This window comes from Streptomyces sp. NPDC046900 (assembly GCF_040644975.1).
Taxonomy (GTDB): domain Bacteria; phylum Actinomycetota; class Actinomycetes; order Streptomycetales; family Streptomycetaceae; genus Streptomyces.
The window spans coordinates 185057-202116 of record NZ_JBEYXD010000014.1 but is presented as its reverse complement, the minus strand read 5'-3'; the positions used below and the strand labels follow the sequence as shown (position 1 = coordinate 202116).

The window sequence follows — 17060 nt, the reverse complement described above, 5'->3', positions numbered from 1 at the left end:
GCCGCCCCCCGGATCCGGGGGGCGGCCGCCTCGTTCTTCCGTACGAGCAAGACCACTAAAGAGGAAAGCGCTACCGGTCCGGCGAGGGCGTACGGCAGGATCTTGGGATGGAGCACGTACGGGATGTCTCTGAGCTGCCGAAAGCCCACCTCCACCTGCACTTCACCGGGTCGATGCGGCCCTCCACCCTGCTGGAGCTCGCCGACAAATACGGTGTCCGGCTGCCCGAGGTCCTGACCGAGGCGCTGGTCAGCGGGGAGCCGCCCAAGCTGCGGGCGACGGACGAGCGGGGCTGGTTCCGTTTCCAGCGGCTGTACGACGCGGCGCGCTCGTGCCTGAGGCAGCCGGAGGACATCCAGCGGCTGGTACGGGAAGCGGCGGAGGAGGACCTCAGGGACGGCTCGGGCTGGCTGGAGATCCAGGTCGACCCGACGTCGTACGCGCCGCGCCTCGGCGGTCTGATCCCCGCGCTGGAGATCATCCTGGACGCCGTCTCCGCCGCGATGCGGGAGACGGGCCTCGGGATGCGCGTCCTGGTCGCCGCCAACCGGATGAAGCACCCGTTGGACGCGCGGACGCTGGCGCGGCTCGCGGTGCGGTTCCAGGACCGCGGTGTGGTGGGCTTCGGCCTCTCGAACGACGAGCGCCGGGGCATGGCCCGGGACTTCGACCGGGCGTTCGCGATCGCCCGGCACGGCGGCCTGCTGTCCGCTCCGCACGGCGGCGAACTGACCGGTCCCTCGTCGGTCCGCGACTGCCTGGACGACCTGCATGCGGACCGGGTGGGCCACGGCGTGCGCGCGGCGGAGGACCCGCGTCTGCTGAAGCGTCTGGCGGACCGGGGCGTGACGTGCGAGGTGTGTCCGGCGTCGAACGTCGCGCTGGGCGTCTACCCGAAGCCCGAGGACGTCCCCCTGCGCACTCTGTTCGACGCGGGCGTCTCGATGGCACTGGGCGCCGATGACCCGCTGCTGTTCGGCTCCCGGCTCGCCGCCCAGTACGAGATCGCCCGCCGCCACCACGGTTTCACGGACGAGGAGCTGGCCGAGCTGGCCCGGCAGTCGGTACGGGCCTCGGCGGCCCCGCAGGACACGAAGGCGAAGCTCCTGGAAGGCGTGGACGCTTGGCTGAGCGGCCCGGTCACTCGCATCGGGCCTGGAGCTGCGGGTACGGCCTGAGGCAGCCCGGGACGCCGGGGCGGCGCGCGTCGGTTCCGGGGTGCCGGACCGGGCCGGCTCGCGGCCGGGCGACGTCCGTCGGGCAGACGGAGTGGACGTGATGACGATCCGGGTCGTCCCGGACGTCCGCGCGTGTCGCGCTCCGGCAGGAGGACGGGCCGGTCCCCCTGGTCAGGGGAGATCAGCAGGTGACCTCGTGCGCGGCGTCGCGGACGATGTGCCGGGCTTCTCCGTGGGGGAGGCGGCCAGTGGGGGGCCTCATGCCCGGCGCGCGGACGGTGCCGGGCTTCTCCCTGGGCAGCCAGCGAGGCGGCCTCGTGCACGGTCTGGTCTGGGGTCAGGCCGGGCCCCCGGTGACGGAGATCCCGGCCAGCACGGTCCGGGCGAGCCGGCGCGCGAAGTCGTCCACAGGCGGCCTGACGCCGGTCTCCGTCGCGTCGTAGGCGAACGCCCGTTGCGCACAGGCGCCGAGGAGCAGGGACGCGGCGGCGAAGGTGTCGGCGTCGGCGCGGACCCGCCCGGCGGCCTGCTCGGCCCTGAGGTAGGCGTCGAGTCCCTCGATGGGCACGTGCGGCCCCGCCCCCAGCTCCCGCATCGCCTCGTCGTGCCGCCGTTTGAGCTGTGTCTCCGCGTACAGCGAGGCGGCGATCGGAAAGCTCTGCTCGTAGAACAGGGCCGCCTGGCGGACGATCTCGGTGAGGTTCTCCTCCACGGTGCGCTGCCCCGGCTCGGCGACGAGGCTGCGCAGCAGCGGGGTGAGTCGCGGCAGGCGCTCGTGCAGGACCTCGATGAACAGTTCCTCCTTGCCGGCGAAGTACTTGTACAGCGCCGCCTCGGAGCAGCCGGCCGCCTTGGCGATCTCCTTGGTGGTGGCCCGTGCCAGTCCGACGGTGTGCATCAGCTCGTGGGCCGCGTCGAGGATGCGGGCACGGGTCGGCTTCGGCTGCATCTGTTGCATGGGCACCAAGGATTCCATGGACGTTCCGGGGGTCTTGACGGGTGGGTGAGTGCTTACCCACCCTAGAGCAGGAGCGGGTGAGTGAACACTCACCCACTAGCCGTCCCTTTCTCGCCCCTTTCTCACCCGGCGTACTGGAGTACCCATGAAGTTCACCGTTTTCGGTGCCACCGGAGGTATCGGTCAGGAGATCGTCCGGCAGGCGCTGGTCGCAGGACACGAGGTCACGGCGGTGGTCCGGGACCCGGCCCGGCTCACCGTGACCGGGACGAACCTGGAGGTGTTCCGCGCCGACCTGACCGTCCCGGAGGCGGTCCGCCCCGCCGTCGCCGGCCGGGACGCCGTCCTGTCCGGCCTCGGCGCCCGCAGCCGCAAGGACGCAGGAGTCGCCACCCGGCTCACCCGTACGGTCCTGAGGGCCATGGAGATGGAGGAGGTACGCCGGCTGCTCGTGGTCACCGCCGGCCCGGTCGGTCCCGAGTCCGAGGGCGACGGAATGCTGGACCGCGCCGCTCGCAGCCTGATCTCGGCACTGCTGAAGGATGTCTACGACGACCTGAGGGAGATGGAGGCGGAGCTGGCCCGCAGCGCCACGGACTGGACGGTCGTCCGCCCGCCGCGCCTGCAGGACAAGCCGCTCACCGGCACGTACCGCACGGTCGTCGGCGGCTTCCCGCGCAGGGGCCGCTTCATCGGCCGGGCCGATGTCGCCCACGCGATGCTGACCATGGTCGGTGACCCGGGAACGGTGAAGCAGGGGGTGGGCGTGGCCTACTAGCGCCCACCCCGGGCGGCTCAGAGACTCACGCCCACCGTGACCGGCTCGTTGACCAGCGTGATCCCGAAGGCCTCGCGAACACCGACGACGACCTCGCGGGCCAGGGCGAGGAGGTCCTCGGTGGTGGCGCCCCCGCGGTTGGTGAGGGCCAGGGTGTGCTTGGTGGAGATACGGGCGCGTCCGCTGCCGTATCCCTTGGTGAAGCCCGCCTTGTCGATCAGCCAGGCGGCCGAGGTCTTGGTGTGGCCCTCCCCCGCCGCGTACGCGGGCGGCGCCACCTCCGCGCCCAGCCGCTCTTGCACACGCGACAGGAACGCGGCGAACTCCTCGTCCGTGAGGATCGGGTTGGTGAAGAACGAACCCGCCGACCAGGTGTCGTGGTCCTCCGGGTCCAGCACCATGCCTTTTCCTGCGCGCAGCTTCAGGACGGTCTCGCGGGCGGCGGCCAGCGGCACCCGGTCGCCCGGCTCGACACCGAGGGCGCGGGCCGTCTCGGCGTACCGCATCGGGGCGGAGAGTCCCTCCGCGTCCTCCAGCTGGAAGCGGACGCGGAGCACGACGAAACGCTCCGGGTCCGACTTGAAGCGGCTGTGGCGGTACGAGAACGCGCACTCGGCGTTCGGGATCGTCACCGTCTCGCGCGTCCTGCGGTCGTACGCGATCACCTCGGTGATCGTCGAGGAGACCTCCTGGCCGTACGCGCCCACGTTCTGGATCGGGGTGGCGCCCGCGGAGCCGGGGATTCCGGCGAGGCACTCCACACCGGCGAGCCCGGCCCCCACGGTGCGGGCCACCGCGTCGCTCCACACCTCGCCTGCCGCCAGCTCCAGCGCCGTACCGTCGAGCCGGAAGCCCTTCGTAGCGATGCGCAGCGCGGTGCCGTCGAAGCCCTTGTCACCGACGACCAGGTTGGATCCGCCGCCGATCAGCAGAAGCGGCGTACCGGAGTCGTCGGCCTCCTGGACGGCGGCGATCACCTCGGCGTCGGTGGTGGCGATGAGCAGACGGGTCGCTGGACCGCCCAGCCGGAAGGTGGTCAGCGGGGCGAGCGGGGCGTCATGGAGTTCCTGCACGCGCCAAGACTACGAGACGGCGTCCGCAGCCCCGCACCCCACGAGTACGGCCCCGCCGGGACCGGCGGGGCCGTACGTCGTCACCCGGAGCGAGCCGGCGACGGTGATCCAGCGCGTCGGGCCGGGAACGGCGGGCCGCCGATCCCGTACGGGATCGGACCCGGATCGGCGGAGTGGCGATCCCGTACCGCACGCGCCCCGATCGGCGCAGTGGCAGCCCCGGCCCGGGGGCGGGGCTGCCACTCCGCCGAACCCTTCGGTCAGGCCAGCCGTACGACTGCCCGTGACATGCCCAGCACCTTCTGGCCCGCGCTGGTCGCCGTGAGGTCGACGCGGACGGTGTGGTCGTCGAGTTTGGCCGCCACCTTGCCGCTGACCTCGATCAGGGCGCCCTCGTCGTCGTTGGGGACCACGACGGGTTTGGTGAAGCGGACGCCGTACTCGACCACGGCCCCCGGGTCGCCGACCCAGTCGGTCACCACGCGGATCGCCTCGGCCATGGTGAACATGCCGTGCGCGATGACGTCCGGCAGGCCCACCTCCTTGGCGAACTTCTCGTTCCAGTGGATCGGGTTGAAGTCCCCGGAGGCGCCCGCGTACCGCACGAGGGTGGCGCGCGTGACGGGGAAGGACTGGGCCGGCAGTTCGGTGCCGATCTGGACGGCGTCGTAAGCGATCTTCGCGGTCATCGGCGTCATGCCTCCTCTTCCGGCGCCCGGGCCACGAGCTTCGTCCACGCGGTCACCACGTGCTCGCCTGCCTCGTCGTGGACGTCACCGCGGATGTCCAGGACGTCGTTGCCGGCCAGGGACTTGATCGACTCGATGGTCGAGGTGACGCTCAGCCGGTCGCCGGCCCGGACCGGGCGGATGTAGCTGAACCGCTGGTCGCCGTGCACGACGCGGCTGTAGTCCAAGCCGAGCTTGGGGTCCTCGGTGACCTGGCTCGCGGCCTTGAAGGTGATCGCGAAGACGAAGGTCGGCGGGGCGATCACGTCGGGGTGGCCGAGCGCCTTGGCGGCCTCCCGGTCGGTGTAGGCGGGGTTGGCGTCCCCGATCGCCTGCGCGAACTCGCGGATCTTCTCCCTGCCGACCTCGTACGGGTCGGTGGGCGGGTAGGACCGCCCCACGAAGGACTGGTCGAGCGCCATGGACTCGGACACCTCCTGGTAGTTCCTCGGATCCGGTCTCGCCGGAAGCCGCTGCCCCATTGCACGGTCGGCTCCGTGTTCGGCCGGTGGGACCGATTCTGGATCCATCGACCGATTCTGCTGTCGGCCGGGGCGGCCGATGAGTGCGGTTCCGGTCGACGTGACCGATTCTTCGTCTTGAATCGGCCGGTATGGCCGAATCCGTCTGTGTGGTGTGACATGACCGGCCTCTGGCCGGCCAGACCCATCTTGCTCGGTCGAGCCGCACACCGGTGGGACCGTCACCTTCCTGCCGCCCGTCCCGTCCGGCCGTCCGGTCTGGTCATCCCATCCGGTCGTCGCGTCCGGCCGTTTCCGGATCGACGAGGTGGGCGGTCACGCCGTGTCCGGGGGCTGGCGTCGCGCACCCGGCCACTCGGGGATGGGGCCGCATGTACCGAGGGGCCGCCGCCTCGACAGGCGGCGCAGTGGACCCAGGCGCGCCCGGCCGACCGACCAACCGACCAACCGACCAACCGACCAGCAAGTGGACCTGAACCCGACCGATCCGCGCAGTGGACCGGCAGGCCTGATCGTGTCTCACCGTCCGCGACGATGCCCCACGGGCCCTCGGGCGCACCCGCCAACGCCGCGAGGCCGCCCCCCTGGTCGCTGGGGACGGCCTCGCGTACGAGCCTTCGTTATCGCGTCTCGCGGTGCGCGGTGTGCGAGTTGCAACGCGGGCAGTGCTTCTTCAGTTCAAGACGATCCGGGTTGTTACGCCGGTTCTTCTTGGTGATGTAGTTCCGCTCCTTGCACTCCACGCAGGCCAGCGTGATCTTCGGGCGGACGTCGGTGGCAGCCACGTGAGTGCTCCTTGACGAACGGTTGGACGATATGTAAACGCAGGAAAGAGTAGCCGATCGAAGGACCGACCCCACAATCGGCTACTGTCAGTAGCGGTGACCGGACTTGAACCGGTGACACAGCGATTATGAGCCGCTTGCTCTACCGACTGAGCTACACCGCTTCGATGCGATCGGGCCCCGCCTCGCGACGGGAACCTCTCACATCAGAGCCCCAAAACGGAATCGAACCGTTGACCTTCTCCTTACCATGGAGACGCTCTGCCGACTGAGCTATTGGGGCGAGCGATGAAGACATTACACGGTCGCCTACCGTTCGCCCAAATCCGTTTCGCGGCACCCGCCCGGCCTGTTCCCAGGCTTCACCGCAGGTGTCCCCACGCCCCTCACCCGCCTCAAGCCCGTGCGGCCCGGCCGACCGCCGGAGGGCCGCGTCCGTCCGCACTGCGGCAGCGAACCCGTCCGCCACTGCGGCCACAGGGGTGACAGCGTCGGCCTTCCCGTAGTCCAGCAGCGGCGGGACTCCGCACGCATACAGGGCCGTAGAGCGGCCGTCGGCCTGGAAGGCCACACCGATACGACTATTGCGCTCCTCCCCGCTGCGGCCGGGTGGTCACCCTAGGCTCGACCTCGGCTGCGTGATCTTGTCCCTGGTGCGCAGCCGCCGGCGAACCACAGGAACGCGATGCCCGACAGCCGACCGCAGCCGCCCCGCCTCTCGTCCTCGCCGTCGGCCCCGGCGGGCCCGGCGGCCCTGCTGCTGTGCGGGGCCCGGCTCACCGACGGCCGGACCGTGGACGTGCGGCTGAAGAACGGGCGCATCGAGGCCGTGGGCACCGCCGGGAGCCTGGCCGCGGTATCGGTCGGCACCCGTGTCGACCTGCGCGGCTATCTGCTGCTGCCGGCCCCCGCCGAGCCGCACGCCCACGGCGACACGGCCCTGTCCGCGGACGTCGACGGACCGGTGTCCTTCCAGCCCGACGACGTCCAGCGTCGTACCACCGAGGCCGCGTTGCTCCAGCTCGGGCACGGTGCGACGGCTCTGCGCTCGCATGTGTGCATCGGGGACGCACAGGGTCTCGGCGCACTCACTGCGGTCCTGAGGACGCGGCGTTCACTGTGCGGACTCGCCGAGCTCACGGCGGTGGCGCTACCGCGGGTGCTGACCGGGGTCGCCGGTGCGAACGGGCTCGCGATGCTGCGCGACGCCATGAAGATGGGCGCCTCGGTGGTGGGCGGCTGCCCGGACACGGACCCCGATCCGGCGGGGTACGCGGAGCTGGTCCTGGAACTGGCCGCCGAGTTCGGCTGCCCGGTCGACGTGCACACGGACGCCGGTGATCCGGCGCGTCTGGCCCGGCTCGCGGCGATCGCGGGAGGCCTGCGGTCCGGAGTGACGCTGAGCCCGTGCGGCGGTCTCGGGCGTCTGCCGGCGGCAGCGGCGGCCCGTGTCGCGGAGCGCCTCGCCGCCGCCGGGGTGACGGTGGTCTGCCTGCCGCAGGGCGGCTGCGGCGCGGTCGAAGGGCGTGGCACGGCCCCGGTACGGCTGCTGCGGTCGGCCGGGGTGCGGGTCGCGGCCGGCAGCGGAGCCCTCAGGGACGTGTCGAACCCGGTGGGGCGCGGGGACCCGCTGGAGGCCGCGTACCTGCTGGCGTCCCGGTACGGGCTGTCCCCCGAAGACGCCTACGACACGGTGAGCGCCTCGGCACGGGCCGCTCTCGGGCTGCCCGAGGTGCGCGTGGAGGCGGGCTTCCCGGCGGAACTGCTCGCGGTACGCGGTGACCGGCTGGCGAGTGCGCTGTCGCTCGCGTACAGCCGCATCGTCGTGCACCAGGGGCGCGTGGTGGCTCGGACGAGCGCGGTACGCGAGTACACCACCTCCGCGGCGGTGGCGCTGGACCTGCCCCGGCAGGGACGGGCTCAGCCGTGACCAAAGGGCGTGCGAGAGGGCGCACGCGAATGGCCGGTGTGCGCCGGAGGAATCGGAGCCGTGGGTGAAGTCGCGCGGCAAAGGCGTCCCTCCCGGCGTACGGTCGGAAACATGCGCATTGTCATCGCTGGTGGGCATGGTCAGATCGCGCTGCGGCTGGAGCGGTTGCTCGCCGCGCGCGGAGAAGAGGCCGCGGGGATCATCCGCCGCGCGGAGCAGGCCGACGATCTGAGGGCGGCGGGTGCCGAACCGATCGTGTGCGACCTGGAGTCGGCGTCGGTCGAGGAGATCGCCGCGCACCTGGAGGGAGCCGACGCGGCGGTCTTCGCGGCGGGCGCGGGCCCCGGCAGCGGAGTGGACCGCAAGTACACCGTGGACCGGGATGCGGCGATCAAGTTCGCGGACGCCGCGGAACGCACCGGAGTACGCCGCCTCGTCGTGGTCTCGTCGATGGGCGCGGATCCGGAGCACCCGGGCGACGAGGTCTTCGACGTGTATCTGCGCACGAAGGGCGAGGCCGACGCCTACGTACGCGCCCACAAGTCCCTTGACTGGACGATCCTGCGCCCCGGCGCACTGACGGACGACCCCGGCACCGGTGTCGTCCGCCTGGAGGCGCACACCGGCCGTGGCCCGGTCCCGCGCGACGACGTGGCGACGGTCCTCGCGGAACTCGTCGACACACCGGCGACGGCTGGTCTGACCCTGGAACTCATCGGCGGTTCGACCCCGGTGTCCGTGGCGGTGAAGTCGGTGGCGGGCAACTGACCGGAGTCCGATCCCGGGCCAAAGCCTCCGGGGCACCCGGGAGTTGAGAAGCGTCCTTCAGAAGAGAGGGAGCTGACCGGGGAATTCGGGTACGGCGTACCCGTCGAGCGCGGGCTGCGCGGCGTCGGTCTGCGCGAGCCGACGCGACCCGGGACAGGAGACGAGCCCCCCGCTTTCCCGCGCCCCCGGCGGGTCGTGCCGCGCGAACCGCCCCGCGACGACGGCGATTTCCCGACGGCACTCGGGGCAGTTCCTGCGGCGGGACGACATGGCCTCAGCGTACGAGAACGCGGCAAGGCGGCGCAGAGGCGCGACGACTCCACGAGAGCCGCGACGACTCGGCGCAACCGACGGTCCGGCCCGAGCAGGAGCCAGTGTGCGGACCGCGGCGATGAGGTGTCAGCCGACGTAGGGGTCCACCCGGGTGTCGTCCATGGCGTGTTCGATCCGCAGCCGCATGGTGGGGTGCACGTCCAATCCGCCGAGGTCCGTGGGTTCGACCCAGCGGACCTGGGTCGTCTCGGAACTGGTGCGGAGCCGTCCGCCGACCGGGCGCGCCCTGAAGCAGATGCTGAACTGCTGGCGGACCTCCCCGTCGTCGTACCGCATCACGTGCCCGGGGTCCGTGTAGATGCCGGAGAGCCCGAGGACCTCCACCTCGATGCCGGTCTCCTCACGCACTTCGCGGACGACGGTGTCGCCGATGGACTCGCCGATGTCGTGCCCGCCACCGGGCAGCGCCCAACGGCCGTTGTCCGACCGCTGAACCATCAGCACGCGACCGGCGCGGTCCCGCACGAAGGCCACGACCGAGGGGACGACGGAGTTGGCGGGCGGGGCTTCGGGATCGTGCAGATAGTCGATACGACCCATGGATCGGGCTCCCGGCGGTACGACGCGAAGACGAGCGAAGACGGGCCGTGACTGGACCGCCCCTCGCAAGTGTGCTCCTCCGCCGCCTTCTTGCGCGGCTCAGTGCCGTCCCGCCCCGGTGCGCGCCAGTGGTACCGGCGTCGGGGTACGGGCGTGATGCGGGACTCGGTACGGCACTCAGGGCGACCGCTGCGGGCTCGAGGACGTGGCGCGTGGCGGCCTGGGCTGTTCGACGTCGCCGCCGGACGCTTCCAGACCCGCGTGCATCGCGGATGACCAAGGACCGAGCGCGGGCCCGCCGCGGGTGACACGACGGGCGGCCACGACGGCCCAGAGCAGAGCGAGCAGGCTCGCCATGTGGACGGGGGTGAGGGCGTGGACCATGCCGCGCCTGCGTCCGACGACCGCGAAGAGAATCCCCACCATGGATCCCGCCAGCGTCAACTGGACGGCGCCCCGGGACACCGTGCGGGCCGCGGTCACCGCGCGCAGGACGCACCAGGCGTCGGCGAGACCGTCCACGCAGACCAGGTCCGCCGACCAGGACGCCTCGACGCCCGGTGCGCCGGGCACCCCTACCGCGATGTCCGCGGCGGCCAGCGCCTCGGCGTCCGTCCCCGAGACGACCAGGACGCCCTCGCCAAGATCCCGGAGCTCGCACACTCGGTCGGCGAGACGTTCGCCCCTGCCGACGACCTGGTCGGCGAGGGAGAGCAGTGCGCGGATGCGGTCGTCGTCGGTGAGCACCACGTGCGCTCCGGTGGCCCGTGCCGCGGCCAGCACCGGCACGGCCAGCGGATCGATCCGGCCGCCCTGCTGTTCCTGCCGGTGGTTCACCAGGACGGCCGAGTCGATCACGACGGCTGAGACCCGGTCGAGCAGGCGCAGTGCGGTCGGGTCCAGCGGTACGACACCGCGTTTCGCCAGTCCGCGTCCGACCGCCGACGCGAAGCCCTCCCGCCCGTAGCGGGCGGCTCGCGGCACAGCGGCGAGCAGCGCGTTCGCCGCCCGCGCCGGACTGCGCGTCAGGACCAGCACGGCGGCGGCGGTGAGCGGGGCGAACGCCTCCAGCCGCGCCTCCCATGTCCCGACGGGTCCGGACGGCCGGGACCTGGCGCGCAGGTGCCGGGCCGGCCGGGTGTGCGGTACGCAGTCCGGGCCGGGGCACAGATCCTTCTCGCGCCGCTCCCACACCTCGCGCCGTGCGCGGACCTCGCCGAGGAGCAGCATCCGGCTCGCCACGTCGACGGCCGGCATGGCGACGCCGTCGCACAGCCCGTTGACGACGGCGCTGACCAGCGACAGCAGTACATCGGTCTGGGGCGGCCCGATCCGCCGCATCAACGGCCTGCGCAGTGCCCGCTCGAGCTCCAGCGCGGCGACCAGCGTGGGCACGGCCCGGGGCAGCGGTGGCAGACGCAGGATCCGCTGGGCGGCTCCGGCGCACACCGCGGCGCAGTCGACCAGCAACTCGGTCGCCACGGCCGCGACCGGCACGTCGTCGCCCGGGGTGACCGGCTGCGCCCAGGGGAAGTCCGCGTCCTGCACGCCATGGGCCTGCTCGACCGCCCTGATCGTGTCCAGGACCCGGTCGGTGCCCACGCGTCCCTCGTCGAACGCCAGCAGTACCTCACCGGTCACGGCGTTGATCTCGGCCCATCGCACCCCCTCCAGGCTCCGCAGCGACCGGGTCACCGCCTTGGCCAACCGCTCCTGCAGGTGACCGCTGTGCGCAAGCCCCCGCACCTCGATGTGCGCACGCCCGTGACCGGTCCAGACGCTACGGGTGTGCCGCCGCGGATGAAGGTCGACCAGCGCATGCCCGACCCGCGCGGCGCTCGCGGGCGCCCCCATGGCCCCGAAGACCCCGTGCCGGGCTGCCGACGTGACGATGCGCCCCGCGCCCTCGGCGGTGTGCAGACCCGCCTTGGTCACTCCGGCCGTCGCCCCGCCGACGGCCCTGACCAGGAACCACGCCCCCCGGCCCCCGGCGCGAGCCACGGCCGACACGGCTGTGCACACCTGGTCCGGGGGCACCGTCCGAGCCGGGATCCGGCCCGGCAGAGCGAGAACGGACGCCACGCTTCCGGCCACGCCCAACATGTACCCGTACTACCGCGCGCCCCACACCCGATCAGGGGAAGCCATGCGGCGTGAACACCAGCGCCGGTTCCGGGGGACGGCCTACACGCCGTCAGTCGGCGACGTCGGCCACGGGATTCGGCCCTCGGATTCGGGCCTCGGATTCGGGCCTGAGGGCGTAGCCGACGGAGCGGGCACAGCTGACGGAGCTGCGGGGCTGCTGGGGTGAAGGGACTCGCCAGGACGCGCACGCCAGGCCAGGGCCCCACCCCCTTCTTGCAGGCCCGGCCCGCCGTGCGCTGATGGGCCAACCCCGCCGGCTCTACGTGCTCGCGCCCCTGGGTGCCCTGGCCGACAGGACGACGGCCCCCACCGACAGGAGAACCACGAGCGCCGCGTAGCCGTAGGCGAGGGTGGCGGCGGAAGCGACGGCCGCGACAAGGAGGGGACCGCCCGCATCCCCGAGTTCACGGCCGAGCTCGGCGGCGCCCATGGTCTGGCCGAGACGTTCCGCGGGGGTGCTCGCGGCCAGCGCGGCGAAGCCCAGCGGGGTGATCAGGCCGGTTCCGGCACCGGTCAGAGCCGCGCCCAGCAGGACGCCGGCCACACCGGGCAGTGTGGCGCAGGCCAGTCCGGCAGCGGTGACCAGCAGCCCGGCGACCATGCCGGAGCGGGCGGTGAGGCGTCCCTCGTCGAGGGCGCGCCCGGCCCTTGGCTGTACGACGGCCGCACAGGCGGCGAGCACGGACACGGCGGCACCCGTGGCGACGGTGCCCAGCCCGGCCGCCCTGCCGGAGACGGGCAGGAAGCCGACGCCGACCGACAGGGCCGCGGTCGCGGCGGCCAGCGCGGAGGTCGGGGCGAGGAAGGCGGGGTCGGCCAGGCGCCGGGCCAGGTCCAGCACGGTCTGCCGGACCTTCGGCAACGGGGGGACGACGGGTACGGCGAGTGCGGCCCAGGCGGCGACCGCCGCGCCGAGCACGGCCAGTACGGCGAACAGCAGCCGCAGACCGCCCGCCCAGACGAGCACACCGCCGAGCAGCGGGCCGAGGGTGTAGCCGATGGACTTGTAGAAGCCGTAACTGCCGAAGGCCCGGCCATGCTTGGCCGCCGGGTTGAGCCGGGCCACCAGGGCGGAGGCCGACGGGGAGAACGCGGAGGCCGCTGCGCCCTGGCCGAGGCGGGCCGCCCAGAGCCAGCCGGGGCTGTCGGCGACGACGTACAGGCCGGAGGCGGCCGAGAAGGCTATGAGCCCGCCGAGCAGCACGGGGCGGGCGCCGATGCGGTCTGCGAGTGTGCCGAACAGCGGCTTGAGGAGGACTTCGGCACCGTCGTACAGGGCGAGGAGCCCGCCCAGCACCATCAGCGAGGTGACCGCGTCCTCCGAGAAGCCGCCCAGACTCGCGGCGATGCCGTGTGCACCAAAGGCGGTCGTGAACCCGGCCCCGTACAGCGGCCATGTCTGCCGGGCCGGTGCCATGCGCACCGGCGCCGCCCGGCTCACAGGTTCTCCTCCGGCGCTTGGTGCAGGGCCGCGAACACGCGTTCCGCATAGTCCTCGCAGGCTGCGGCGCACTCCTTGAGCCGCTTGCCGGCCTCCGCTGCCTCCGGGGCGCCGAACACGTCCCGGGCCGTCAGATCGCGGTGCCAGCGCCGCAGCCGCTCGAGGGACTGCTCCTCCTCTTCCAGTTCGGCGAGGGTGAACTTGGCGATGCGGATCTCCTTCGCCAGCTCCGCCTCGTACTTCCCGCAGTCGGCCAGGAACTCTGCCCAGTCCGCGGACCGGGCGGCGGTGAACTGCGCCTGGAGGCGCGCGGCGTCCTCAGGACCGCGCCCGGAGGCGGAGAGGGTCACCGCCTGGCCGTCGGACTGTTCGGTCAGGGCGATCACCCGGCAGACGCCGTCCGCGAAGACGGGCACGTCCGGTACGGCCCACACGCCCTGGCCCAGGGAGAGCGCGCCGATCTTCCGCAGCTCGCGCCAGACCGCGACCCGGTGCCGGGACGGCTCAGCGGCCACTTTGATCAGGAGGACAAGCCAGCGACTAAGGGCTCCATTGTTCGACACACCATAAAATGTAACCGCTGTTACCACCCAGGTCTGCGATCGCTCGCTCAGGAACTCGGCACCCCGGTCGCGAGCAGCGGCCCCGGTCGGCGCAGATTCGTGTCACGGGTCATGCGATGACAGAGCTGCGGCGTTCGACGAGGGTGACGTCTCGCCATGTGCCGTGGTGCTGTCCGATGCGTTCGCGTGTCCCGATGACGCGGAATCCCGCCCTCTGGTGCAGGGCGAGGCTGCTGGTGTTCTCGGGGAAGATGCCGGACTGGATCGTCCAGACGCCCGCCGCCTCGGTCGAGCCGATCAGCGCCCGCAGGAGTGCCGAACCGACTCCCCGGCCGCGGGCCTCGGGGTGCACGTACACCGAGTGTTCGACGACGCCGGCATACGCGCATCGGTCGGACACCGGCACGGCAGCGACCCAGCCCAGTACCTTGCCCGCCTCGTCGACGGCGACGTGCCGGTGCTGAGGCAGCTTGGCGGCGTCGAAGTGCTCCCAGGTGGGCGCGGTGGTCTCGAAGGTGGCGTCGCCCTCGTCGATGCCGAGTTGGTAGATCGTCAGGACCTCATCGGCGTGTTCGAGGCCCATGGCCACGATGCGAACCCCGCTTGCCGTCCTCACGCTCACTCCGCTGGAGCGATCTCGTCGAGGAGGCCGCGGACACGCTTCTCGATCTCGTCGCGAATGGGGCGGACGGCTTCGACGCCCTGTCCGGCCGGGTCGGGGAGCTCCCAGTCGAGGTAGCGCTTGCCGGGGAAGACCGGGCAGGTGTCGCCGCAGCCCATCGTGATGACCACGTCGGACGCCTGGACGGCCTCAACGGTCAGCACCTTGGGCACCTCGGCCGAGATGTCGACGCCCACCTCCGACATCGCTCGGACGACGGCCGGGTTGACCGTGTCGGCAGGCGCGGACCCGGCGGAGCGCACCTGAACGCGGTCGCCCGCGAGGTGAGTGAGGAACGCGGCGGCCATCTGGGAGCGCCCGGCGTTGTGGACGCAGACGAACAGCACGGAGGGGCGCTCGGCGGCGGGAATGTTCATGGCGGGGTGTCTTTCTGGGCGGAGGCCGGTCAGGGGAGTGTGGGGGCGGCGAGTCCGGGTTCGCCCTGGAGTGGGGCGGTGCTGGTCTGCGCGGGTGCCGGGCGTCCGAACAGCGCGATCACCAGCCCCAGGCCCAGCGCGGCGCCGAGCAGTTGCGCGGCGATGAAGGGCCCGAGTGAGCCGGGGGCGATGCCGGCGAAGGTGTCGGTGAAGGTCCGGCCGATGGTGACCGCCGGGTTGGCGAACGAGGTGGAGGACGTGAACCAGTACGCCGCGCCGATATAGGAGGCCACCGCGACGGGGCCGAAGTGGGCGCGACCGGTACGGGCCAGCCCGAAGATCAGCAGGACGAGTCCGGCGGTCGCGACGACCTCGCCCAGCCACAGGTGACCGGCGAAGCGATCATGGCTGGACCACCGCACGAGCGGCTTGCCGAACATCGCGTCAGCCACGACGGCACCGGTGACCGCTCCCGCGATCTGCGCCGGAACGTACGCGATCACGTCCCGTACGGTCAGCCCGCCCTCGCCACGGCGGTCGGTGAACCAGGCCGCGAGCGTGACGACCGGGTTGAAATGAGCGCCGGAGACGGGCGCGAGCAGCACGATGAGCACGCCCAGCCCGAAAACCGTGGCCAGTGAGTTGGCCAGCAGTTGCAGACCGACGTCGCGGGTCAGTCCGGTGGCCTGGATCCCGGAGCCGACGACCACCGCGACCAGGGCGGCCGACCCCACGGCCTCGGCGAGGGCCCTACGCCCGAGCGAGACGCTCACGCGGGCACCTCGGCCGTCTGCGACGTCTTGAGGAACACGGCGAGCCGGTCGAGCGCGGCGGGCAGCGCCCAGTAGTAGACCCAAGTGCCCCGGCGCTCGCAGTCGATCAGACCCGCCTGACGCAGCAGCTTCAGGTGATGCGAGATCGTCGGCTGGGACAGGTCGAAGGCCGGGGTCAGATCACACACGCAGACCTCGCCACCCGCCCGTGAAGCGATCAACGACAGCAGACGAAGCCGTACGGGGTCGCCCAGTGCCTTGAACAGCTTCGCCAGCTCGGCGGCCTGGTCCTCGTCCAGGGGCGCGGCCGTCAGCCCCGGGCAGCACGCGCCGGTCTCATCGGTCTGCCCGAGCACCACAAGTTCTTGCTTCGACATACGTCTATGTTGACATCCTTCGATCCAAGCCACAAGCTTGCATCGACATACATCAATGCAAGCCGATGGGAGCCCTGCCATGTCCCGTGCTCAGCTCGCGCTGCGTGTCAGCGACCTCGAAGCGTCGATCACCTTCTACTCGAAGCTCTTCGGCACCGAGCCCGCCAAGCGGCGCGAGGGCTACGCCAACTTCGCCATCGCGGAACCCCCACTCAAGCTCGTCCTGATCGAGGGCGAGCCCGGCCAGGAGACCCGCCTGGACCACCTCGGCGTCGAGGTCGAGTCCACCGAGCAGGTCAACGCGGCCACCGGTCGCCTGAAGGACGCGGGCCTCGCGACCTTCGAGGAGAACGACACCTCCTGCTGCTACGCCCTGCAGGACAAGGTGTGGGTCCACGGACCCGGCCAGGAGCCCTGGGAGGTCTACGTCGTCAAGGGCGACGCCGACACCCTCGGCAAGAGCGCCGATCCCGCGGCCACGGGTGACGACTGCTGCACCAGCCAGGCCACCGAGGACACGGCAGTGACGGGATGCGCCTGCGGCCAGTGAATCGACGGCCGGCTCGAGCGACGCTCACCGGCTACCGAGGACCGCATGGCCGCATGGCCGCATGGCCGCATGGCCGCATGGCCGCATGGCCGCATGGCCGCATGGCCGCATGGCCGCATGGCCGCATGGCCGCATGGCCGGAGACGTACCGACCGGACGCTCGCCACTGCCGTCGGCCGCACGGCTGCAAGGCCGCGGACGTACCGACCACCGGACCCTGCGCGTCATTCACCGACCGCCCACGCCCCCGGCCGGCAGGTCGGCCTCGGACGCCAGAAAGGCTCCTTCGCCCAGGTCAGCACGATCCGACTGGCCGTTACTCACTTTCGGGTGACGCCTGGAACGAGGCCGGGGTGGCGGACCGTGGTGCACGAGTGCCGCAGGCCAGAAGCGGCAAGGGCGGTTGACTCGACGTGGCGTCAACCTGGCGCGCTCGCCGAATAAATGGTCGATACAGGCAAGCATCATAAGGATATGGGCATTACGTAACACGGTTCACGTTTCACGCACATCTCCGGCACCCGGGCGGCACGGTGTGAGTGCGCGGCCATCCCGGCCATGCACCCGTACATCGCACAGTCCGTGCGCGGCCTTGCCGCGCACGGCGTGCCCGCACCATG

Annotated in this window: 19 protein-coding genes and 2 tRNA genes; 5 read left to right on the top strand and 16 right to left on the bottom strand. The window is 71.9% G+C overall.

Going from position 1 to position 17060, the window contains the following annotated elements:
* Positions 1–107 precede the first annotated feature (107 nt).
* Positions 108–1178, top strand: a complete 1071-nt coding sequence (locus ABZ904_RS17330) for an adenosine deaminase (RefSeq protein ID WP_359396218.1) — start codon at positions 108–110, stop codon at positions 1176–1178.
* 337 nt (positions 1179–1515) lie between these two features.
* Here ABZ904_RS17330 and ABZ904_RS17325 read toward each other — a convergent pair whose 3' ends face one another.
* The gene (locus ABZ904_RS17325; protein WP_361824006.1) at positions 1516–2127 is read right to left on the bottom strand and encodes a helix-turn-helix domain-containing protein; all 612 of its coding nucleotides are present in this window, start codon (positions 2125–2127) and stop codon (positions 1516–1518) included.
* Between the two features lie 154 nt (positions 2128–2281).
* Here ABZ904_RS17325 and ABZ904_RS17320 point away from each other — a divergent pair, with 154 nt between their 5' ends.
* Positions 2282–2914, top strand: a complete 633-nt coding sequence (locus ABZ904_RS17320) for an NAD(P)H-binding protein (protein ID WP_360990493.1) — start codon at positions 2282–2284, stop codon at positions 2912–2914.
* A gap of 17 nt (positions 2915–2931) precedes the next feature.
* Here the strand turns inward: ABZ904_RS17320 and ABZ904_RS17315 are convergent, their stop codons facing one another.
* The 6 genes from ABZ904_RS17315 to ABZ904_RS17290 all read right to left on the bottom strand — a co-directional run bounded on the left by ABZ904_RS17315 (position 2932) and on the right by ABZ904_RS17290 (position 6265).
* On the bottom strand, positions 2932–3987 hold the full coding sequence (locus ABZ904_RS17315) for a UDP-N-acetylmuramate dehydrogenase (RefSeq protein ID WP_361823992.1): 1056 nt from the start codon (positions 3985–3987) through the stop codon (positions 2932–2934).
* A 260-nt stretch (positions 3988–4247) separates the two neighbouring features.
* Positions 4248–4676, bottom strand: a complete 429-nt coding sequence (locus ABZ904_RS17310) for a MaoC family dehydratase (protein ID WP_359396211.1) — start codon at positions 4674–4676, stop codon at positions 4248–4250.
* A gap of 5 nt (positions 4677–4681) precedes the next feature.
* Positions 4682–5137, bottom strand: a complete 456-nt coding sequence (locus tag ABZ904_RS17305) for a MaoC family dehydratase N-terminal domain-containing protein (protein WP_359396378.1) — start codon at positions 5135–5137, stop codon at positions 4682–4684.
* A gap of 680 nt (positions 5138–5817) precedes the next feature.
* Positions 5818–5982: a 50S ribosomal protein L33 gene (rpmG, locus tag ABZ904_RS17300; RefSeq protein WP_030798911.1), complete on the bottom strand. Its 165-nt coding sequence runs from the start codon at positions 5980–5982 to the stop codon at positions 5818–5820.
* A gap of 91 nt (positions 5983–6073) precedes the next feature.
* Positions 6074–6146, bottom strand: a tRNA-Met gene (locus ABZ904_RS17295).
* Positions 6147–6192: 46 nt separating this feature from the next.
* Positions 6193–6265 (bottom strand) — tRNA-Thr (locus tag ABZ904_RS17290).
* 402 nt (positions 6266–6667) lie between these two features.
* Here ABZ904_RS17290 and ABZ904_RS17285 point away from each other — a divergent pair.
* Entirely contained in the window at positions 6668–7912 is a 1245-nt protein-coding gene (locus tag ABZ904_RS17285; RefSeq protein ID WP_361823988.1) for an amidohydrolase family protein, read from the top strand.
* A gap of 111 nt (positions 7913–8023) precedes the next feature.
* Positions 8024–8680 (top strand): SDR family oxidoreductase, encoded by a 657-nt coding sequence (locus ABZ904_RS17280; protein ID WP_361823986.1) that lies wholly within the window; start codon positions 8024–8026, stop codon positions 8678–8680.
* 57 nt (positions 8681–8737) lie between these two features.
* Here ABZ904_RS17280 and ABZ904_RS17275 read toward each other — a convergent pair whose 3' ends face one another.
* The 9 genes from ABZ904_RS17275 to ABZ904_RS17235 all read right to left on the bottom strand — a co-directional run bounded on the left by ABZ904_RS17275 (position 8738) and on the right by ABZ904_RS17235 (position 15890).
* Positions 8738–8950, bottom strand: coding sequence for a hypothetical protein (locus ABZ904_RS17275; RefSeq protein WP_360990480.1), 213 nt, complete (start codon positions 8948–8950; stop codon positions 8738–8740).
* Between the two features lie 129 nt (positions 8951–9079).
* On the bottom strand, positions 9080–9553 hold the full coding sequence (locus ABZ904_RS17270) for an NUDIX domain-containing protein (protein WP_360990477.1): 474 nt from the start codon (positions 9551–9553) through the stop codon (positions 9080–9082).
* A 177-nt stretch (positions 9554–9730) separates the two neighbouring features.
* A complete protein-coding gene (locus tag ABZ904_RS17265) occupies positions 9731–11563 on the bottom strand; it encodes a heavy-metal-associated domain-containing protein (protein WP_361823982.1) in 1833 nt (610 codons plus the stop codon).
* Positions 11564–11957: 394 nt separating this feature from the next.
* Complete coding sequence (locus ABZ904_RS17260) at positions 11958–13115, bottom strand: MFS transporter (RefSeq protein WP_361824002.1); 1158 nt, start codon at positions 13113–13115, stop codon at positions 11958–11960.
* Positions 13116–13135: 20 nt separating this feature from the next.
* Positions 13136–13702, bottom strand: a complete 567-nt coding sequence (locus ABZ904_RS17255; protein ID WP_359396194.1) for a Chromate resistance protein ChrB — start codon at positions 13700–13702, stop codon at positions 13136–13138.
* A 109-nt stretch (positions 13703–13811) separates the two neighbouring features.
* Entirely contained in the window at positions 13812–14285 is a 474-nt protein-coding gene (locus ABZ904_RS17250; protein WP_359396375.1) for an N-acetyltransferase family protein, read from the bottom strand.
* 35 nt (positions 14286–14320) lie between these two features.
* Positions 14321–14740, bottom strand: a complete 420-nt coding sequence (locus ABZ904_RS17245; protein ID WP_361823979.1) for an arsenate reductase ArsC — start codon at positions 14738–14740, stop codon at positions 14321–14323.
* Positions 14741–14769: 29 nt separating this feature from the next.
* A complete protein-coding gene (locus tag ABZ904_RS17240; RefSeq protein WP_361823976.1) occupies positions 14770–15513 on the bottom strand; it encodes an MIP/aquaporin family protein in 744 nt (247 codons plus the stop codon).
* Positions 15510–15890, bottom strand: coding sequence for a metalloregulator ArsR/SmtB family transcription factor (locus ABZ904_RS17235; protein WP_359396188.1), 381 nt, complete (start codon positions 15888–15890; stop codon positions 15510–15512). Before ABZ904_RS17235 ends, ABZ904_RS17240 begins: the two co-directional genes overlap by 4 nt.
* A gap of 79 nt (positions 15891–15969) precedes the next feature.
* On the opposite strand from ABZ904_RS17235, the gene ABZ904_RS17230 reads away from it, so the two are divergent.
* A complete protein-coding gene (locus ABZ904_RS17230; protein WP_360990458.1) occupies positions 15970–16440 on the top strand; it encodes an ArsI/CadI family heavy metal resistance metalloenzyme in 471 nt (156 codons plus the stop codon).
* The last annotated feature ends 620 nt before the right edge of the window (positions 16441–17060 follow it).